General features: G+C 74.3%; 16 protein-coding genes and 1 pseudogene. 10 read left to right on the forward strand and 7 right to left on the reverse strand.

Annotated features, from left to right (window positions below; all coding sequences use genetic code 11):
* Positions 1–40: 40 nt before the first annotated feature.
* Positions 41–1,066: a hypothetical protein gene (locus tag Sri02f_RS07740; RefSeq protein WP_109000348.1), complete on the reverse strand. Its 1,026-nt coding sequence runs from the start codon at positions 1,064–1,066 to the stop codon at positions 41–43.
* Positions 1,067–1,225: 159 nt separating this feature from the next.
* Here Sri02f_RS07740 and Sri02f_RS07745 point away from each other — a divergent pair, with 159 nt between their 5' ends.
* Positions 1,226–3,862, forward strand: a complete 2,637-nt coding sequence (locus tag Sri02f_RS07745) for a helicase-associated domain-containing protein (RefSeq protein ID WP_109000349.1) — start codon at positions 1,226–1,228, stop codon at positions 3,860–3,862.
* A 60-nt stretch (positions 3,863–3,922) separates the two neighbouring features.
* Here the strand turns inward: Sri02f_RS07745 and Sri02f_RS07750 are convergent, their stop codons facing one another.
* Entirely contained in the window at positions 3,923–4,477 is a 555-nt protein-coding gene (locus Sri02f_RS07750) for a hypothetical protein (protein WP_174855604.1), read from the reverse strand.
* 519 nt (positions 4,478–4,996) lie between these two features.
* Between Sri02f_RS07750 and Sri02f_RS07755 the strand changes: the two genes are divergently transcribed.
* Positions 4,997–5,428 carry a hypothetical protein gene (locus tag Sri02f_RS07755; protein WP_159106674.1) on the forward strand — a complete coding sequence of 144 codons (432 nt, stop codon included), beginning with the start codon at positions 4,997–4,999 and terminating at the stop codon, positions 5,426–5,428.
* Positions 5,429–6,029: 601 nt separating this feature from the next.
* Positions 6,030–7,673, forward strand: a complete 1,644-nt coding sequence (locus tag Sri02f_RS07765; protein WP_109000352.1) for a DNA repair helicase XPB — start codon at positions 6,030–6,032, stop codon at positions 7,671–7,673.
* A gap of 33 nt (positions 7,674–7,706) precedes the next feature.
* Here Sri02f_RS07765 and Sri02f_RS07770 read toward each other — a convergent pair whose 3' ends face one another.
* Together Sri02f_RS07770 and Sri02f_RS07775 are read right to left on the reverse strand one after the other, a co-directional pair.
* Entirely contained in the window at positions 7,707–8,063 is a 357-nt protein-coding gene (locus tag Sri02f_RS07770; protein WP_109000353.1) for a hypothetical protein, read from the reverse strand.
* 98 nt (positions 8,064–8,161) lie between these two features.
* A complete protein-coding gene (locus Sri02f_RS07775) occupies positions 8,162–8,341 on the reverse strand; it encodes a hypothetical protein (RefSeq protein WP_174855605.1) in 180 nt (59 codons plus the stop codon).
* 322 nt (positions 8,342–8,663) lie between these two features.
* Between Sri02f_RS07775 and Sri02f_RS07780 the strand changes: the two genes are divergently transcribed.
* Positions 8,664–10,760, forward strand: coding sequence for a HelD family protein (locus tag Sri02f_RS07780; RefSeq protein WP_109000355.1), 2,097 nt, complete (start codon positions 8,664–8,666; stop codon positions 10,758–10,760).
* 194 nt (positions 10,761–10,954) lie between these two features.
* Here Sri02f_RS07780 and Sri02f_RS07785 read toward each other — a convergent pair whose 3' ends face one another.
* Positions 10,955–11,665, reverse strand: coding sequence for a copper homeostasis protein CutC (locus Sri02f_RS07785; protein WP_109000475.1), 711 nt, complete (start codon positions 11,663–11,665; stop codon positions 10,955–10,957).
* Between the two features lie 88 nt (positions 11,666–11,753).
* Between Sri02f_RS07785 and Sri02f_RS07790 the strand changes: the two genes are divergently transcribed.
* From Sri02f_RS07790 to Sri02f_RS07800, 3 genes and pseudogenes are all read left to right on the forward strand, one after another.
* A complete protein-coding gene (locus tag Sri02f_RS07790) occupies positions 11,754–12,398 on the forward strand; it encodes an HD domain-containing protein (protein WP_109000356.1) in 645 nt (214 codons plus the stop codon).
* Positions 12,399–12,454: 56 nt separating this feature from the next.
* Positions 12,455–12,952: pseudogene (locus tag Sri02f_RS07795) on the forward strand (GNAT family N-acetyltransferase); the annotation flags it as partial.
* Positions 12,953–13,065: 113 nt separating this feature from the next.
* On the forward strand, positions 13,066–13,902 hold the full coding sequence (locus Sri02f_RS07800; RefSeq protein WP_109000358.1) for a hypothetical protein: 837 nt from the start codon (positions 13,066–13,068) through the stop codon (positions 13,900–13,902).
* Here the strand turns inward: Sri02f_RS07800 and Sri02f_RS07805 are convergent.
* Both Sri02f_RS07805 and Sri02f_RS07810 read right to left on the reverse strand, forming a co-directional pair.
* Positions 13,892–14,164 (reverse strand): DUF4031 domain-containing protein, encoded by a 273-nt coding sequence (locus Sri02f_RS07805; protein ID WP_109000359.1) that lies wholly within the window; start codon positions 14,162–14,164, stop codon positions 13,892–13,894. The two genes, Sri02f_RS07800 and Sri02f_RS07805, sit on opposite strands and share 11 nt — an antisense overlap.
* Before the next feature lie 7 nt (positions 14,165–14,171).
* Positions 14,172–14,567 carry a DUF8819 family protein gene (locus Sri02f_RS07810; RefSeq protein ID WP_109000360.1) on the reverse strand — a complete coding sequence of 132 codons (396 nt, stop codon included), beginning with the start codon at positions 14,565–14,567 and terminating at the stop codon, positions 14,172–14,174.
* 309 nt (positions 14,568–14,876) lie between these two features.
* On the opposite strand from Sri02f_RS07810, the gene murQ reads away from it, so the two are divergent.
* From murQ to Sri02f_RS07825, 3 genes are read left to right on the forward strand one after another with little or no spacing between them, the layout of a single operon-like run.
* Positions 14,877–15,812, forward strand: a complete 936-nt coding sequence (gene murQ / locus Sri02f_RS07815) for an N-acetylmuramic acid 6-phosphate etherase (RefSeq protein ID WP_109000361.1) — start codon at positions 14,877–14,879, stop codon at positions 15,810–15,812.
* Positions 15,813–15,828: 16 nt separating this feature from the next.
* On the forward strand, positions 15,829–17,331 hold the full coding sequence (locus Sri02f_RS07820; RefSeq protein ID WP_373865076.1) for a PTS transporter subunit EIIC: 1,503 nt from the start codon (positions 15,829–15,831) through the stop codon (positions 17,329–17,331).
* A gap of 21 nt (positions 17,332–17,352) precedes the next feature.
* Positions 17,353–17,751, forward strand: a complete 399-nt coding sequence (locus Sri02f_RS07825) for a hypothetical protein (protein ID WP_174855606.1) — start codon at positions 17,353–17,355, stop codon at positions 17,749–17,751.
* Positions 17,752–17,803: the final 52 nt, after the last annotated feature.

Raw genomic sequence — 17,803 nt, forward strand, 5'->3', positions numbered from 1 at the left:
CGTCCGCCTGCGTCCTCTGCCTGCGTCGCCGCGGGCGTCGTCACCTCTGCCGCTGTGAGCGCCAGACCAGGAACAGCGCCGACGCCACGGCCGCGCCCCGGATCACCCACGGCCAGGTCTCGGCGACCGCCTCGTTCATGTGCCCCTCGGCGATGGGCTCGCCCCAGCGGCCCTCGGAGCGCCCCCACAGCCAGACGAGCCCGGCCGTGAGCGCGAGCCCCGGCAGCCAGACGACCGCCAGCTTCGTCTCACGGTCGGTGAGCCGGCGCGAGGCGTAGGCGATCAGCCAGCCCAGGAGCAGCGCGAACCAGTTCCCGAGCACCGCGCCGACCACGAGGCAGCCGGCGGCGATCAGCAAAAGGGGGTTGCTCCAGCGCCGGGCCTGCGCGCCGGTCGCCCTGAGGAAGGGGAGCCGGCGGCGCGGGCGGGCGGCGCCCCCGTCGTCGGCCGTCTCGTCGCCGTCGGCGGCCGTCCCGGCGGACTGCTTCTCGGCGGCCGTCCGCTCGGCGGCCTCCTTCTCGGGGTCACGGCGCTGCGGGGGCTTGAGGAGGTCCGGGATCTCCACGCCGCCCACGAACCCGTGCACGTCCTCGCCGGGCCCGAACGGGGTCGGCTCGCTCAGCCACCAGTCCGGCGTCTCCCGGCTGTCCCCCAGCTCGTGCGCCGGGGCGCGGTGCGGCGGCGACGGCACGTCGGAGGAAGGGGCGGCGGGCGGCGGCGCGCCGCTGCGGGGCCGGGGCACGACGCGCCGGATCCCCTTCGCCGGACGCGGCGTCTCCTCGCGGTCGCGCTGCACGGGCACGGCGGGCGCCGGCGGCTCCGGCACGCCGGCGGCGCCGGTGTCGGCCGCGGCGGCGACGATGTCGTCGGGGCTGCCGAGACGGTCGATGATGCGGCGGACGGCGGCGGGAGAGTCGACGGCGGCCTTGGCCCGGCGCCGGTCGATCTCGTCGCGCAGCTCGGAGACCAGCCGCATCCGGGTGGCCGACGACAACTGCCGCTGCTGCGCGACGTCGCCGACGCGGCTCAGATACTCGTAGACGACTTGGTCGCTCTCGATCCCCACGGGAAGAAGCTACCGCCTCCGCCTGCCGCCGCCGGGTACTCGTCGTCGGCGACGGGCCGCACGGTGCGGCCCGCCGGGGGCCGGTGCGGGGGCTTTCGAGGGCGGCAGTGGGGCCCGGGGGCGCGGCCCCCGGGGGCGTCTACCGCTACCGTGGGCAAGATGAGCACCGCGGACCAACAGGCCCCCCGGTCCCTCGCGGAAGCGCTCCGCGCCCGGGACGACGCTTCCCTGGCCGCGCTGCTGCGCGCCCGCCCCGACCTCATCACGCCGGTCCCCACGGACCTCACCCAGCTCGCCACCCGGGCCGGCACCCGTGCCTCCGTGGTGCGCGCGCTGGAGCGGCTCGACGCGTTCGCCCTGCAGACCGCGGAGGCGCTGGCCGTGGCCGGAGATCCGGCGACCTGGGACGAGCTGCTCGCTCTCATGGCGGGCGACGCACGCGACCCGGCCGTCGCGTCCGCACTCCCCGGTGCGCTGACCGCCCTGCGCGAACAGGCGCTGGTGTGGGGCGCGGACGACCGGCTGCGGCTCGTGCGGACCGCCCGGGAGCTGCTCGCGCCGTCCCCGCAGCACCCGTCGCCGACGGGGCTCGGGCCGAGCGTGCGGGAGGCGACGGCGGGGATGTCGCCGGGCCGGATCCAGGAGTTCGTGGCGAACGCCGGGCTGCCGTCCACGCACGACTCGGTGTCCGCCGTCTCCGCGCTCTCCTCGCTGTTCTCGCGTCGCCGGAAGATGGCCGCGTTGCTCGCCCAGGCGCCCGCCGGTTCCCTCGACGTGCTGGAGCGGCTGGTGTGGGGGCCGCCGTACGGGCAGGTCACGGCCGAACCGGCGGCGCATCTGCGGTGGCTCCTCGATCGCGGGCTGCTGCTGCCGACCGCGCCGGGGACGGTCGTCCTGCCGCGCGAGGTGGCCCTGCATCTGCGGGCGGGCCGCGCCCACCGGTGGCCGGAGCCGACGCCGCCCGCGGTGCAGCCGCTGGTGACGCATCGTCCCCAGGTGGTGGACGCGACGGCGGCCGGGCAGGCGTACACGGCGCTGACGACGGTCGAGGAGTTGCTGAAGGAGTGGGACGAGGGCGGTCCGGCGGTGTTGCGGGCCGGTGGACTGAGCCTGCGCGACCTCAAGCGGACGGCCGTCGCGCTGGACGTGTCCGAGCCGGTGGCCGCGTTCTGGGTGGAGCTGGCGTACGCGGCCGGTCTGCTCGCCTCCGACGGCGAGGCGGACGAGCGGTACGCGGCGACCCCGGAGTACGACGACTGGCTGGAGCGGCCGCCCGCCGAGCGGTGGGGACAGCTGGCGGAGGCCTGGCTGGCGGCGACCCGGACACCGGGGGTGGTCGGCGGCCGGGACCTCAAGGAGCGGGCGCTGTCGGCGCTGGGCCCCGGCCTGGACCGGTCGGCCGCGCCGGAGGTGCGGCGTCGGGTGCTGACGCTGCTGGCCGGGTTGCCGGAGGGGGCCGTGCCGGATGCGGAGGCGGTGCTCGCCCGGTTGCGCTGGGAGCATCCGTTGCGCGGACCGCAACCGCAGGGCGCGGCGGGCCCGCAGGGCTCCCCGCCCGCCCCGGGAGCCCACGGCCCTTACGGCTCGCACGGCTCGCACGGCTCCCGGGGGGACGAGGATCTGCGGTCCCGGCTCGCCCGCTGGACGTTGACCGAGGCCGAGCTGCTCGGCGTGACCGGCCGGGGCGCGCTGTCGGCGCACGGCCGGGCGCTGCTGGGGGCGGGCGCGGCGGCGGCCGCGAGACCCGCCGCGGGTGACCCGGCGCCGGCCGGCCCGGGGGACAGGCTGCCGGCCCACCACCGTTTCGTCGCCCCCGCCGCCACGGCCCCGCTGGCGGCCCCGGAGCAGGCGGTGGCCACCGCGGCGGCCGCCCGGCTGCTGGCGCCGCTGCTGCCCGAGCCGCTGGACCACGTGCTGCTCCAGGCGGACCTGACGGCGGTCGCCCCCGGTCCGCTGAGGCGTCCGCTGGCCGATGTGCTGAGCGTCCTCGCGGACGTCGAGTCCAAGGGCGGCGCGACCGTCTACCGCTTCACGCCCGGCTCGGTGCGCCGGGCGCTGGACGCCGGGCGCAGCGCCTCCGACCTGCACGCCTTCCTCGCCGAGCATTCCCGTACGCCGGTGCCGCAGCCGCTGGCGTACCTGATCGACGACGTGGCGCGTCGGCACGGCCATCTGCGGGTGGGCGCGGCGTCGGCGTATGTGCGCTGCGACGACGAGTCGGTCCTGAACGAGATCCTCGCCGACAAGCGGGCCGGCGCCCTGCGTCTGCGCCGGCTGGCGCCCACGGTGCTCGCGGCCCAGGCCGACCCGGCGACGCTCCTGGACGGGCTGCGCGCCATGGGTTTCGCGCCCGCCGCGGAGTCCGCCGAGGGCGATGTCCTGATCACCCGTGCGCACGCCCACCGCACCCCGCCCCGCACGGCCCCCGAGCCGGTGCCGGACGGCCCGCCGGTGCCCGACGGCACCCTCCTGACGGCGGCGATCCGCGCGATCCGGGCCGGCGATCTGGCCGCCACGGCGCCGCGCAAGCCGGCCGAGGACGCCGCGCCGCTCGGCCCCGGTCAGCTCCCCCGCACCAGCTCCGCGGAGACCCTCGCCACCATGCAGGCGGCCGTCCTGACCGGCGAGGCGCTGTGGATCGGCTACGTCAACGCCGAGGGGGCCGCCAGCCAGCGGGTCATCGCCCCGGTCCGGGTGGAGGGCGGCTTCGTGACGGCGTACGACCACACGGCCGACGAGGTGCGCACCTACCCGCTGCACCGGATCACGGGCGTGGCGGAACTGGCCGACGACTGACGACGGCCGACGCTCCCGGCTCAACCGTCCGCGTGCTCGGCGCGACGGCCGCGGGCGCTCTCAGCACTCCCCCACGGAGGCGTCCGCGGGCAGGCCGAAATGGGCGCGGGCCTCGGTCTCCAGTTCGGCGGGGGACATCGGGTTCCGGAGGGCGGGCCGGGTGAAGACACCGAAGTGGGACTCGGTCCAGCGCTCGTACCCCTCGCCGTCCGGCGGCTCGTCCCGGCCGACGACGCGGAAGCCGCCGTCGGCCGCGCGGTCCCGTTCCAGCCGCACCACCTGCGGGTACTGGCCCGCCCCGCACTCCACGAGGGTGTCGTCCCGCACGCCGTACTCCACGCACAGCGCGTTGACGCCGGCCCGTACCTCGCCGGCTCGCTCCTCCAGTTCGAGGGCCTCCGCACGGCAGAACCAGCGTGCGCCGCGGGCGGGCACGGCGTCGGCGAGGCCGCCGCCCCGCGACTCCGCGGCGATCCGGGCCTCGATCACCGGCCGCACCTCGGCCCACAGTCCCTCGTCGACGCCCGCCGGCCACATCACCCAGGTGCCCGTGGCCGCCAGGACCGCCGATGCTGCGACGCCGACCGCGCCTCTGCGGAACGACAGGACCGACATACCGTGAACCCCCCACCGCGTCGCGCCCACCGCGCTGCTCCCCCGGTCAGACACCCGGAGGGCGTACAGGGTTGCCCGCACGCAGACGCCGCCCACCGAGAGCCCGAAGCAGGCCCGAAGCAGGCCGCGGCCCGCCGTTCCGGCACGTCCCGAACAGGGAAAACAGCAGCCAGGGAATTCGGCGGGATCGACGGTACCGAATTGCAAAGATGATCGACCCCCCGATCAACGAAAAGCAAACCAGCCGGCCCCTCGATTGCGGTCTTCATTCAAAGCGATCGGACCCCATCCCGACATCGAACCCACCGAACCGCCTCGCCGGCCATCCACAGGCGTTCGACTGCGCGAACCGCACACCGACCGGACCGCCGCCAAGCCGAGCACCTGCTTCACCACAGAGGGCCTTTAAACACCTTAATTCAGACTATTATTGGCTTTTCTTATTCCCTCGCCGTCGCACGCGGGTTCGAGTACGATCATCTTCGCTTGATCATCGATGACCTATTTTTTGGGGGGTAAGTGAACACTTCCTTTCGCAAGCGCGCGGCGACCGTTCTCACCACTGCTGCTGTCCTGACGGGCGCCGCTTTGACAATGGGCGCGGGCTCCGCGTCGGCAGGCCCGAGCGCCACGTTCGACGTCGGGTCCCTGCAGAGCGACGGCTCTCGCACCATTGTCATCAAGACCGGCGGCACCACCGCCGGCACCGTGAAGTGGACAGCCAACGGGGACACACTCACGGCGACCGATTCCAAGGCTGACGGCTACGGCATTTCCGGATACGTGACGGCCAATCCTTATCTGATTGCAGACACGGCGGGGCACGCGTCTCCGTACACGGACACCGCACACAGGGACCTGACCGAGAACGTGAGCTACACGTTCTGGGCCTGCATCGGAAGCAACAGCGCGGGACTCACCTGCTCTGACGTCTACAAGGTCACTTCATAAAAATCCGCCGCGCCGAGCCCGGCCTCCCTCGGCTGGATGGCGCCGGCAACGCTTGAGGTGCTGCGCGATACATGAAGCTCCTGGTAGGCAGGACGTGAGCAACTTCCGCCGCCTACCAGGAGCTTTCAGCCGTTGGGGCGATCGGATCGAGCGACCTCGGCTGCAGGGGCTCCGGCTTCCTCCGAGTTGATCGCTGACGAGCAGCCCCGGCGGAGAATCAGTGGCAGGCCTCTGCCGCATCGATCATGCGTGAGCCGCGCCGTCACGACCTCGTTCCCGTCTTCGACGGAACCCCCCTCCAGCGCGGCGAAGACCGCGATCACCTTCGCCATGGCCCGACCCATGGACGACGTGAGGTCGAGCGGTCCTCCTCGGCGGCCACGACGTCCAGCCGCGTGCCTCACACAACGCCTCGCATGCCGTTCTCCGGTGCTCAGGAGGAGTCGTCTCGTCCGTTTCTCGCGATAGGCGACCATAGATAGCGGCGCGCATCCCCGGCGCGTCGGCCGGTACGCCCTTCCGGCGCTGGGCACGGGGCATGGCCCGAGCCGTGACAGGTGTGACGCCCGTCACGGTGACAACCCTATCCGCGGAGGTATGCGTGTCCTGCCTAATCGTCCAATCCGACAAGACCCTGCTCCTGGAGGTCGACCACGAGCAGGCCGACGCATGTCGTCGGGCCATCGCGCCGTTCGCGGAGCTGGAGCGCGCGCCGGAGCACATCCACACCTACCGGCTTACGCCGCTGGGCCTGTGGAACGCGCGGGCGGCCGGGCACGACGCCGAGCAGGTCGTGGACGCGCTCGTGCAGTACAGCCGCTATCCGGTGCCGCACGCGCTGCTGGTGGACATCGCCGAGACGATGGACCGCTACGGCAGGCTGACGCTCAGCAAGGACCCGGCGCACGGGCTGGTGCTGACCACCACCGACCGGCCGGTGCTGGAGGAGATCCTGCGTTCCAAGCGGGTGGCTCCGCTGGTCGGCGCCCGGATCGACCCGGACACGGTCGTCGTGCACCCCTCCGAACGCGGCCAGATCAAGCAGACGCTGCTCAAGCTGGGCTGGCCCGCCGAGGACCTCGCGGGGTACGTCGACGGCGAGGCGCACGCGATCGAGCTGGACGAGGACGGCTGGGCGCTGCGGCCGTACCAGAAGCAGGCGGTGGAGAACTTCTGGCACGGCGGGAGCGGGGTCGTGGTCCTGCCCTGCGGGGCCGGGAAGACGCTGGTCGGCGCGGGTGCCATGGCGCAGGCGAAGTCGACGACGCTGATCCTCGTGACGAACACGGTCTCCGCCCGGCAGTGGAAGCACGAGCTGGTGAAGCGGACGTCGCTGACCGAGGAGGAGATCGGCGAGTACAGCGGGACGCGGAAGGAGATCCGTCCCGTCACGATCGCGACCTACCAGGTGCTGACGACCCGCCGCAAGGGCGTCTACCCGCACCTGGAGCTGTTCGACTCCCGCGACTGGGGGCTGATCCTCTACGACGAGGTGCATCTGCTGCCCGCCCCGGTCTTCAAGTTCACGGCCGACCTGCAGGCGCGCCGGCGGCTGGGTCTGACGGCGACCCTGGTCCGTGAGGACGGGCGTGAGTCGGACGTGTTCTCGCTGATCGGGCCGAAGCGGTTCGACGCTCCGTGGAAGGAGATCGAGGCGCAGGGGTACATCGCGCCCGCGGACTGCGTGGAGGTCCGGGTGAACCTGACCGACTCCGAGCGGCTGGCGTACGCGACCGCCGAGGCGGAGGAGAAGTACCGCTTCTGCGCGACGACGGCGACGAAGCGGAAGGTGACGGAGGCGATCGTCCGGCGCTTCGCCGGGCAGCAGATCCTGGTCATCGGCCAGTACATCGACCAGCTGGACGAGCTGGGCGAGCATCTGAACGCCCCCGTGATCAAGGGCGAGACCTCCAACGCCCAGCGCGAGAAGCTCTTCGACGCGTTCCGCGAGGGTGAGATCAGCGTGCTGGTGGTGTCGAAGGTCGCGAACTTCTCGATCGACCTGCCGGAGGCGACGGTCGCCATCCAGGTCTCGGGCACCTTCGGCTCACGCCAGGAGGAGGCGCAGCGCCTCGGCCGGGTCCTGCGTCCCAAGGCGGACGGCCACCAGGCCCACTTCTACTCGGTGGTGGCGCGGGACACCCTCGACCAGGACTTCGCGGCGCACCGCCAGCGGTTCCTGGCGGAACAGGGCTACGCCTACCGGATCATGGACGCGGACGAGCTGCTGACGGAGGGGGCCTGACGGTCCGAACGCCGCCCGGGACAGCACACCTAGCTAGGGCCGGGGCAGTGTGAGCACCAGGAACAGCACGGCGGCCGGCGGCGTCACGGCCGCGGCCGCCAGCCAGGCCCGCGGAGCCGCGAAACGGCGCGTCCGGGGCAGGGCCCACAGGGCGACGTACGCGAGGAACGTGAAGAACCCGCCGTACACGAGGAGTCCGTAGATCAGGGTCAGTGACGTCATCAGCGCCGGCGAGCAGGAGTCGGGTCCGCAGGAGTCGGTGGCCATGGCGGACAGGCCGCCCAGGGCGACAACGAACGGGACCAGCAGGACGAGCAGGACCGTGGCGACGAGGGGCGCCACCCAGGCGCGGGGGTCACGGTGGTCGTGGAGCGGGCGGGGTGTCGTCATGCCCCCGAGTGAACCCGCCGGCAGGGGCGCGGGGCATCGGCTCGGATACTCATCCCGTGCGCCCGCGGGTACTCAGGCCGGGCCGGGGACACGGTGTCTCACCTGCGGCGGACGCCGGCCTCCTGGCCGTACTCGCCGAGGATGACCACCTCGAAGGCGGCGACCGCGAAAACCTTGATCGCGCGCAGGGCGTCGCCGAGGCGGTGGCGGTGCCCGTCGGACAGGGGCGTCGCGCCGGACGGGCGACCGGGGACTGGGGTGATGGTCGCTGCACTCATGTCTCCATGATGGGAGATGGGGGATAAAGGGAGCATCGGTCCCGCGGACGAAGCCGCGCCTCCCCTCGTACGCCTCCGGACGGAGGCCGCCCCTGAGGACAACCCCCAGGTTCTGTCCGGCGGCGCCTGGGGGCCCCGACCCCGCAAACGTGGGGCGTGTGGCGCGCCGTGCCCGCGGGCGCACGGAAAAGCGTTGGCCGGTGCCGTCGGCGCTCGTCTAGAATCTCCGCTCTTGCCCGCCTCCCTCGCCGGAGCGCCGCCGTCCGGACGGAAACCGGACGGCCCTCACCGCAGCCCTCTCAGCCGGTCCGGAGGCACCCCCTTGTCCACGCCGTCCACGCAGGCCGACGACGACCCGCTCGCCCGCGAACGCTCCCATCTGTCCGCCTCGCGCACCGCCCTGCGCGCCATGCGCGAGGACGCGGAGTCCCTCGACATCCGGGACGTGACCGCGAACTGGGTCAACGCGCAGATCCTGGAGCGCCAGATCGGGGAGCGCATCAAGGCGCTCGCCGACCTCAGCGACACCCCGCTGTTCTTCGGGCGGCTGGACTACCTGCACGCTCCCGGCGTGGACCGGGCGGACCGGGCGGAGGGGGCCGGGGGCGAGCGCCCGCGGCCGGAGGCCGCTGATCGGAAGCTGTACATCGGGCGGCGCCATGTGCACGACGGGGACGGCGACCCGATGGTCATCGACTGGCGTGCGCCGGTCTCGCAGCCGTTCTACCGGGCCTCCAAGAAAGACCCCATGGACGTGGGGCTGCGCCGCCGCTTCGGCTACACCCGCGGGGACATCACGGCGTACGAGGACGAGCACCTCTCCGACCCCGGGGATCCGTCGGTGACCGCCGCCACCAGCAAGCTGCTCCAGCAGGAGATCGAGCGGCCGCGCGTCGGCCCGATGCGCGACATCGTCGCCACCATCCAGCCCGAGCAGGACGAGATCGTGCGCAGCGGGCTGGGCGGAACGGTCTGCGTCCAGGGCGGGCCGGGCACCGGGAAGACGGCCGTCGGCCTGCACCGGGTGGCCTATCTGCTCTACGCCCACCGCGAGCGGCTCGCCCGCACGGGCACGCTGGTCATCGGGCCGAACAAGTCCTTCCTGCAGTACATCGAGCAGGTGCTGCCCGCGCTGGGGGAGCTGACGGTCCGCCAGGCGACGGTGGACGACCTGGTGGCCCGTGTGGAGGTGCGGGGCGCGGACGACGCGGCGGCGGCGGTCGTCAAGGGCGACGCGAGGATGGCGCAGGTGCTGCGCCGGGCGCTGTACGCGCACGTCGGGACGCCGGACGAGCCCGTCGTCGTGGTGCGCGGCTCCCGGCGCTGGCGGGTTCCGGCGTACGAACTGCAGCAGATGGTCGGCGAGTTGCTCGACCGGGACATCCGGTACGGCGCCGCCCGCGATGCGCTGCCGCAGCGCATCGCGCACGCCGTGCTGGTGCAGATGGAACGCTCGGGCGAGGCTCCGGACGACCGTGTGCAGGACGCCGTGGCCCGCGACAGCGCGGTGAAGGCGGCCGTGAAGCAGGTGTGGCCGGCGGTCGACCCGGCGAAGCTGGTGCTGCGGCTGCTCACGGACGCGGAGTTCCTCGCGGCGCACGCGCAGGGCGTGCTGAGCGAGGAGGAGCAGAAGACGATCCTGTGGGCGAAGCCGGTGCGGTCGGTGAAGTCGGCCAGGTGGTCGGCGGCGGACGCGGTGCTGATCGACGAGGCGACGGACCTCGTCGAGCGCACCCACTCGCTCGGCCATGTGGTCCTGGACGAGGCGCAGGACCTGTCCCCGATGCAGTACCGGGCGGTGGGCCGGCGCTGCACGACCGGTTCGGCCACCGTGCTGGGCGATCTGGCGCAGGGCACCACCCCCTGGGCGACCCGGAGCTGGGAGGAGGCCCTCGCCCACCTGGGCAAGGCGGACGCGGTGATCGAGGAGCTCACGGCCGGTTTCCGCGTGCCGACGGACGTCATCACGTACGCCTCGCGGCTGCTGCCGCACATCGCGCCGGGCCTGGCCCCCGTCGCCTCCGTCCGGGAGAACCCGGGCTTCTTCGAGCTGCGGCCGGTCTCCGGGGACGCCGAGGTCGTGGCGGCGTGCGAGGAGTCGCTGCGGCACGAGGGCTCGACGGGTCTGATCGCGGCCGACGCGCGGATCCCGGCGCTGGCCGAGGCGCTGACGGCGGCCGGCGTCGCCCATCTGTCGCCCGGCGAGGAGACGACGGCCCAGAACCGCCTCACCCTGGTCCCGGCCTCGCTCGCCAAGGGTCTGGAGTACGACTACGTCGTCCTCGACGAGCCTCGAGCCGTGGTCGACGGCGAGCCCGACGAACGCACGGGCCTGCGCCGGCTGTACGTGGCCCTGACCCGCGCCGTGTCGGGCCTGACCGTGACCCACACGACCGCCCTGCCGGCCGAACTCGGCTGACAGGACCGCCCCCGCCGAGCCCCCGGGCCCGTCCCGCCCCGCCTCACCCGTCCCGCCCCGCCTCACCCGTCCCGCTCTGCCTCACCCGTCCCGCGGTACCTCACCCGTCCCGGGCCGGCGTCGGTTGGCCGGATCCGGCTGCGGAAGGCGGGGTTCGGGTCCGGTCCTGGTTCGGGTCCGGGGTCGGGTTCGCGTCAGTTCGGCTGGGCGGCGTCCACCGTTCGCCGCCATTCCCGCACGGACCGTTCCGACACCGGGCCGGTCCAGCCGTGGGGGCGGGCCGCGCCGCCGATGTGGAAGGCGTCCAGGCCGGCGGAGCGCAGCAGCGGCACGTGGTCCAGGCGCAGGCCGCCGCCGACGAGGAGCTGCTGCTCGTAGCCCGGCTCCGCGCGGCGGGCCGCCTCGGCGAGGAGGGTGGGGTGCCCGGCGTCGACGCCGGCGGCGGAACCCGCCGTGAGGTAGGTGTCCAGTCCGGGCAGGCCGTCCAGCTGCTTGCGCACGGCGTCGCGGTCGGCGGCGTGGTCGAGGGCGCGGTGGAACGTCCAGGGGCAGCCGTCGAGTTCGTCGACGATCCGCTCCACCGCGGCCAGGTCCACGGAGCCCTGCGCGTCGAGGAAGCCGAGCACGAACTCCTCGGCGCCGGCCTCGCGCAGCTCGCCGGCGGTCCGCACGAGACGGTCGACGTCCTTCGCGGCGCCCGCGGCGAAGCCGTCGGCGAGCCGCACCATCACGCGCAGGGAGAGGTCCACGGCGGCCCGGATGCCGGTGAGCACGGCGGCCGGCGGGGTGAGCCCGTCGGCGGCCATGTCCGTGACCACTTCGAGGCGGTCCGCGCCTCCGGCCTGGGCGGCGACCGCGTCCTCGACGTCGAGGGCGATCACCTCCAGAACTGCACGCTTGCTCATGGGACCCCATTCGTCGGCGTTCATCGACGCTCTTCGGCTACAGGTCTAGTCCAATTTAAGAATACGCCGCCCGGCGCGACAATGAGGCATGGCCGATCTCGACGCCCTGCGCACCCGTTTCAGCCACGCCCTGGAGGGCGTCCGGACCTCCGCGGGCGGTCCCGACCCCGGGCCCTACGCCGACGCCCTCCTCGCCCGCTGGCAGGAGCCGCAGCGCCGCTACCACACGCTCACGCATCTGACCGCGGTCCTCGACCACGTCGACGAGCTCGTGGACCACGCCGCCGACCCGGACGTCGTCCGGCTGGCCGCCTGGTTCCACGACGCCGTCTACCTGCCGGACCGCTCCGAGAACGAGGAGCGCTCCGCCCGGCTCGCCGAACGCGCCCTGACCGAGGCGGGGGCGCAGCCGGAGCGGACCGCCGAGGTCGCGCGGCTCGTCCGGCTCACCGTCACCCACGACCCGGCCGACGACGACCCCGACGGCCAGGTCCTGTGCGACGCCGACCTCGCGATCCTCGCCGCCCCGCCGGCCGCCTACGCCGCCTACACCGCCGCCGTCCGCGAGGAGTACCACTTCGTCCCGAACGACGCCTTCCGCGCCGGCCGCGCGGACGTCCTGCGCCAACTCCTCGCCCTGCCACGCCTGTTCAGGACGCCGCACGGAAGCAGGGCGTGGGAGGAGACGGCCCGGTACAACGTGCGGGGCGAACTGGAGCTGCTGACCTCATGACCGCCGCCACGCCCCCGCCCTCGTCACCGCCGGGGCCCCGCGCACCCGCCCCGCGCATCCCCGCCGGACGTCTCACCCTCGAAGGCGTCTCCCCCGCCGCCGCCGCCGCCGGACTGCGGGCGGGCGGCGGCGGAGGCTTCGCCTGGCTCGGCGGCGAACCGTTCGAAGGGACCCGGGAAGCCGCCGGGATGACGGCGACCGCGTACGCGCGCGGGGTGCACCGGCCGGAGTTCGGCCTCTACGTCCTCGTACGCCGGGCGGACGGTCTGGCCGTCGGCAGCATGGGCTTCCACGCCGCTCCCGACGAGGACGGCCGCACGGAGATCGGCTACGACCTCGTCGAGGCCGCCCGCGGCCGGGGTTACGCCACCGAGGCGCTGCGCGCGCTGGCCGGCTGGGCGCTGGCCCGGGACGACGTCCGGCGCCTGTTCGCGGTCGTCGAACACGCCAACGCCCCGTCCCGGGCCGTACTCGAACGGACCGGCTTCGTCAGGGTCGGCGGAGCCGAGGGCGAGTACGCGTATGAGCTGCGCGGCCGGCCTCACCTGACGTAGCCGGGGGCGATCTTCGTCGCTTCGCCCCCCGCCGCCCCGCTCACGCTTCGGATAATTCCGGCACGGCCGCGCCTCGCGCGGTCGCGTGCGCCGGGGGGAAACGGGGGAACGTCATGAGCAGCAGCGGCCCGTCCACGCCACCGGAGCCGCCCCGTCCCCCGGGGCCGGATCCCGACGCCCACCGGCTGGCCCGGCAGAGCGTGCGATGGGCCGTCATCGGGGTCGTCGTCAGTTCTCTGCTCGCCCTGGCGGGGCTGTACCAGTCGTCCCACGGCGGCGGGCGAGGCGCGACGGACGGCGGCGCCGGTTCCAGCTCCGGCTCCGGTTCCGGCTGGAGCGGCGGCTCCGGGCCCGGTCCGGATCCCGGATCCCCCTCACCGACGGATTCCGCTTCCGGCGCCACCGAGATCTCCGACTCGGGCGGGACGCCCGACGGCGACGCCTCCCCGGACGGTGACGGCACAGACGGGTCCGGTGGGTCCAGTGGGTCCGGTGCGTCCGACGGGCTGACCGCGGCCGAGCACGACCTGAGGGACTCGCTCAACGCCGACCAGTGGTCGCGCGAGAGCTGCTCGCACGCCCAGTGGCAGGGCGCACAGGCCGCCCTGTTCTGCACGGTCACCACGGTGGACGCCTACGGCGTGCCCGGAGTCGGCAAGGCCGGCGTCGTCATGTACGACACCAAGTACGACCGCGACGTCGTCTTCCAGTCCTACGCCGGACGGCTCCAGCCGGGCGACTGCGACGCGCAGAACGGCGTCTACGGCACCTGGCGCGAGAACAACACCGGGAACTCCGCGGGGGACGTGGTCTGCTTCCTGTCCGACACCGGCCAGTACGTCTTCCTGTGCAGCTACTACGACCGCCCGGCGCTGGTCCAGATCAGCGGCGCCGACCGGGCGCGGCTCATCGCCTGGTGGCACACGATGGAGCCGGTGTTCACCCGCTGACGCCACCGCCCTTGCGCCGTCGCAGGCCGGCCGCCGTCAGCAGCCGCACCACCTCCCGGCTGCTCACCTCGACCGCGCCGGCCGCCACCAGCTCGGCGTACCGGTGCGAGGGAACGTCGTAATGGTCGCGTTCGAAGGCGCGCCGCGGCACGCCCGACCGGTCGGCGAAGGCGTGCAGTTCGGCGTACGAGACGTCGCTGACGAGGTGGGACCACATCCGGCCGTGGCCCGGCCACTCCGGCGGGTCGATGTAGACGGTCATGAGCCGCTCACGAGGTCGCCGCGCCTCCCGTGGCCGCTCCCAGCGAGCCGACCGACGCGACCTTCACGCCCGCCTTGTGGCACACCCAGTGCGGGTCCGGGCCGAGTTCGGGCTCGACGTCGAGGGCGTGCGGGTCGCCGGAGCCGCAGACCGGGCACAGCGGCCAGCGGCCATGGCTCTCCAGCAGGGCGTCCTGCACGTCCTGGGCCACCAGACCGGCGACGTACGCCGCGCCCTCGGGCCACTGCTCGACCCACCAGCGCCGCTGCACCACGGAGTCCTCGACCATCGACACCACGTCCGCCGCGGCGACCTCGCCCGAGGCGAGGTCGGCCAGCACCAGGGCGCGTGCCGTGTGCAGTGTTCGTTCCAGCGGGTCGACGGGGGTGTTGGGGTCGTCCATCCCCCCATTGTGCGCACTCCTGCCCGGTACCCGGCCAGAAAATACGTTTCTACCAGCGGTCCGGGCGGGCGTCGGCCCTCACCACCGGCAGCGCCGTCGACGACGCGACTGCCTCTTCGCGGGCGTGGCGCGACGGAGGTGTCCGACCGCCGGACCCGACCGCCGGACCCGCGCCGGCCGCGTCGTACGGGGCGCCGGCCCCTCGTCACCGGTAGACCGTAGGGGTGCTCGTGCGGCCCGGGGGCACGGACCCCGGCCGCCCGCGCCCCCACGTCAGACGCCCCCCGCACCGGAAAAGAGCCCGCCCCGATGACCTCCAGCCCGGATCCCCAGGAACTGCGCGCCGCGCTCGAAACGCTGACCACCGAGGCGTTCCGCCCCGACCTCTCCGAGATCGACCGACTGCCCACCCTGGACATCGCCCGCCTCATGAACGGCGAGGACGCGGGCGTGCCCGCCGCCGTGGCCGCGCAGCTGCCGGCGATCGCCGCCGTCGTCGACGCCGTGGCCGAGCGGATGGCGCGCGGCGGACGGCTGGTCTACGCCGGCGCCGGCACGGCCGGGCGGCTCGGCGTGCTCGACGCCTCCGAGTGCCCGCCGACCTTCGGCACCGCCCCCGGCCAGGTCGTCGGGGTGATCGCCGGCGGGCCGTCGGCCGTGGTGACCTCCGTCGAGGGCGCCGAGGACTCCCGGGAGCTGGCCGAGGCGGACCTCGCCGCCCTCTCCCTCACGCCCGACGACACCGTGATCGGCGTCTCCGCCTCCGGCCGCACCCCGTACGCCGTCGGGGCCGTGGAGTACGCGCGCTCCCGGGGCGCGCTGACCGTCGCTCTGGCCTGCAACACGGGCAGTGCGCTGGCCTCGGCCGCCGACCACGGGATCGAGGTGGTCGTGGGGCCCGAACTGCTCACGGGCTCCACCCGGCTGAAGGCGGGCACGGCGCAGAAGCTGGTGCTGAACATGATCTCGACGGTCACGATGATCCGGCTGGGCAAGACGTTCGGGAACCTGATGGTCGACGTCCGCGCCTCCAACGACAAGCTGCGCGCCCGCTCCCGGCGGATCGTCGCCCTGGCGACGGGCGCGGCGGACGACACGGTCGAGGCGGCCCTCGCCGCCGCCGACGGGGAGGTGAAGAACGCCATTCTGGTCGTGCTGGCCGGGGTGGACGGGCCCGCGGCCCGCCGCCTTCTGGAGGAGTCCGGGGGACATCTGCGCGCCGCGCTCGGCGCCGCGGGCGGCTGAGCCGCACGCTCGACGGGTGCGCATCGACTCCTCCTCCACAGCCGCCGCGATCCTGCCCCTGGTCGGCGGCCCCGCGAACGTCACCTCCGTCGCCCAGTGCATGACCCGGCTGCGCCTCGGCCTCGCCGATCCGTCCCGGGCCGACGAGACGGCGCTGCGGGCCGTGCCCGGGGTGCTCGGACTCGTCGTGGACGACGGCTCGTACCAGGTGGTCCTCGGACCGGGTGCGGTGACGCGGGTGACGGCCGCGTTCGAGCAGCTGATCGCCGGCGCCCCCGCCGCCGACGCGCCCCACGCGGCTCGTCCGGCCCCCGCCGCCGACTCGTCCCCCGCCGCCGACGCGCCCGGCGTGCCCGGCCTGCCGGAGACGTCCGGCGCGCCCGGCGGGCGGGGGGCCGGGCCGACGCCGGGGTCCCGCAGGGCGGACGCGGCCGGGGTGAAGGCCGTGCTGCGCCGGCTCGCCGCGGTGTTCCTCCCGCTGATCCCGGCCCTCATCGGCTGCGGGATCCTCGCGGGCGTCGACGGTCTCCTGGTGAACGCGGGCCTGCTGCCCGGTCTCACCCCCGCGCTGACCGTCGTCGCCTCCGGCTTCATGGCGCTGCTCGCCGTGTTCGTCGGCTACAACACGGCGAAGGAGTTCGGCGGCACCCCGGTCCTGGGCGGCGCGGTCGCGGCGATCGTCGTCCACCCGGGGGTCGCGAAGGTGACGGCGTTCGGGGTGCCGCTCTCCCCCGGCCAGGGCGGGGTCCTCGGCGCGCTGGCGGCGGCCCTGCTGGCGACCCGGGTCGAGAAATGGTGCCGCGGCCGGGTCCCGGAGACGCTGGACGTGCTCCTCACCCCGGCCCTGACGGTCCTCGTCGCGGGCCTCGGCACGCTGTACGGGCTGATGTACGCGGCCGGCGCGGTGTCCTCGGCCGTCGGCGCGGCGGCGAACTGGCTGCTGGCGACGACGGGCGCGTTCGCCGGACTCGTCCTCGGCGCCCTCTTCCTGCCGCTGGTGATGCTGGGTCTCCACCAGGCCCTCATCCCCGTCCACGCGACGCTCATCGAGCAGCAGGGCTACTCGGTCCTGCTGCCCGTGCTGGCGATGGCGGGCGCGGGCCAGGTCGGCGCGGCGATGGCGGTGTACGTCCGGCTGCGCCCCGACGCGCCCCTGCGCACGACGATCAGATCGGCGCTCCCGGCCGGACTGCTGGGCGTCGGCGAGCCCCTGATCTACGGGGTGTCGCTGCCGCTGGGCCGCCCCTTCCTGACCGCCTGCGCGGGCGGGGCGGCCGGCGGGGCCTTCGTCGGTTTCTTCGCGATGCTCGGCGACCGGGTGGGGGCGACGGCGATCGGCCCGTCCGGCTGGGCGCTGTTCCCGCTGCTGGCGGGCAACCGCGGACTGGGCACGACGGCCGCGGTCTACGCGGGCGGGCTGCTGGCGGGGTACGCGGTGGGGTTCGCCGCGACCTACGCCTTCGGCGGAGTGACGGCCGCGGTCGCGCCCGCCGCCGCCCGTGACCTGCCGGACGCCTGAGGAAGGAAGGACGGACGGACCATGCTCGTCATCGAGATCCACGTGCCGTTGTCACCCGCGCCGGACCTGCCGGACGACACCTACCCGTACCCCTGGATCGAGGAGATCGAGGACTTCCTGGCCGGGCTGGAGGAGGCGGGCGAGGCGGAGATCTTCGACGAGGGAGTGGAGCACGGCGGCTACTACGTCTTCTTCGTCACGGGCGCTCCGGAGCCGGCCCTGCTGGAGGCGGCGGCACGTGCGGCCGCGCTGCCCGGGGTGCCGGCCGGGGCCTTCGCGGTCGTGAGCGACGATCCCGAAGCCCCCGAAGACCCCGGAGCGCGGCCCGGCGCTGGTCCGCCGGGTCCCGGCGCCCCCGGGACCGGAGCCGGGCGCGGACGGCGAGCGGACCTGCCGCCCCCGCCCCCGGCCACCTCCTGACCCCTGGCCGCCGCCCTGCGCTTCCGTCCGGAGCCGCCGCCCTACCCTTGGT

The organism is Streptomyces rishiriensis (assembly GCF_003112535.1).
Lineage (GTDB): Bacteria > Actinomycetota > Actinomycetes > Streptomycetales > Streptomycetaceae > Streptomyces > Streptomyces rishiriensis.

Coding starts and splice junctions, on each gene's coding strand:
- Sri02f_RS07750 (WP_174855604.1), bottom strand. CDS start 4,477: ATGTCGGTCCTGTCGTTCCGCAGAGGCGCGGTCGGCGTCGCAGCATCG.
- Sri02f_RS07810 (WP_109000360.1), bottom strand. CDS start 14,567: ATGGACGACCCCAACACCCCCGTCGACCCGCTGGAACGAACACTGCAC.
- Sri02f_RS07785 (WP_109000475.1), bottom strand. CDS start 11,665: ATGAGCAAGCGTGCAGTTCTGGAGGTGATCGCCCTCGACGTCGAGGAC.
- Sri02f_RS07790 (WP_109000356.1), top strand. CDS start 11,754: ATGGCCGATCTCGACGCCCTGCGCACCCGTTTCAGCCACGCCCTGGAG.
- Sri02f_RS07805 (WP_109000359.1), bottom strand. CDS start 14,164: ATGACCGTCTACATCGACCCGCCGGAGTGGCCGGGCCACGGCCGGATG.
- Sri02f_RS07770 (WP_109000353.1), bottom strand. CDS start 8,063: ATGACGACACCCCGCCCGCTCCACGACCACCGTGACCCCCGCGCCTGG.
- murQ (WP_109000361.1), top strand. CDS start 14,877: ATGACCTCCAGCCCGGATCCCCAGGAACTGCGCGCCGCGCTCGAAACG.
- Sri02f_RS07825 (WP_174855606.1), top strand. CDS start 17,353: ATGCTCGTCATCGAGATCCACGTGCCGTTGTCACCCGCGCCGGACCTG.
- Sri02f_RS07745 (WP_109000349.1), top strand. CDS start 1,226: ATGAGCACCGCGGACCAACAGGCCCCCCGGTCCCTCGCGGAAGCGCTC.
- Sri02f_RS07800 (WP_109000358.1), top strand. CDS start 13,066: ATGAGCAGCAGCGGCCCGTCCACGCCACCGGAGCCGCCCCGTCCCCCG.
- Sri02f_RS07775 (WP_174855605.1), bottom strand. CDS start 8,341: ATGAGTGCAGCGACCATCACCCCAGTCCCCGGTCGCCCGTCCGGCGCG.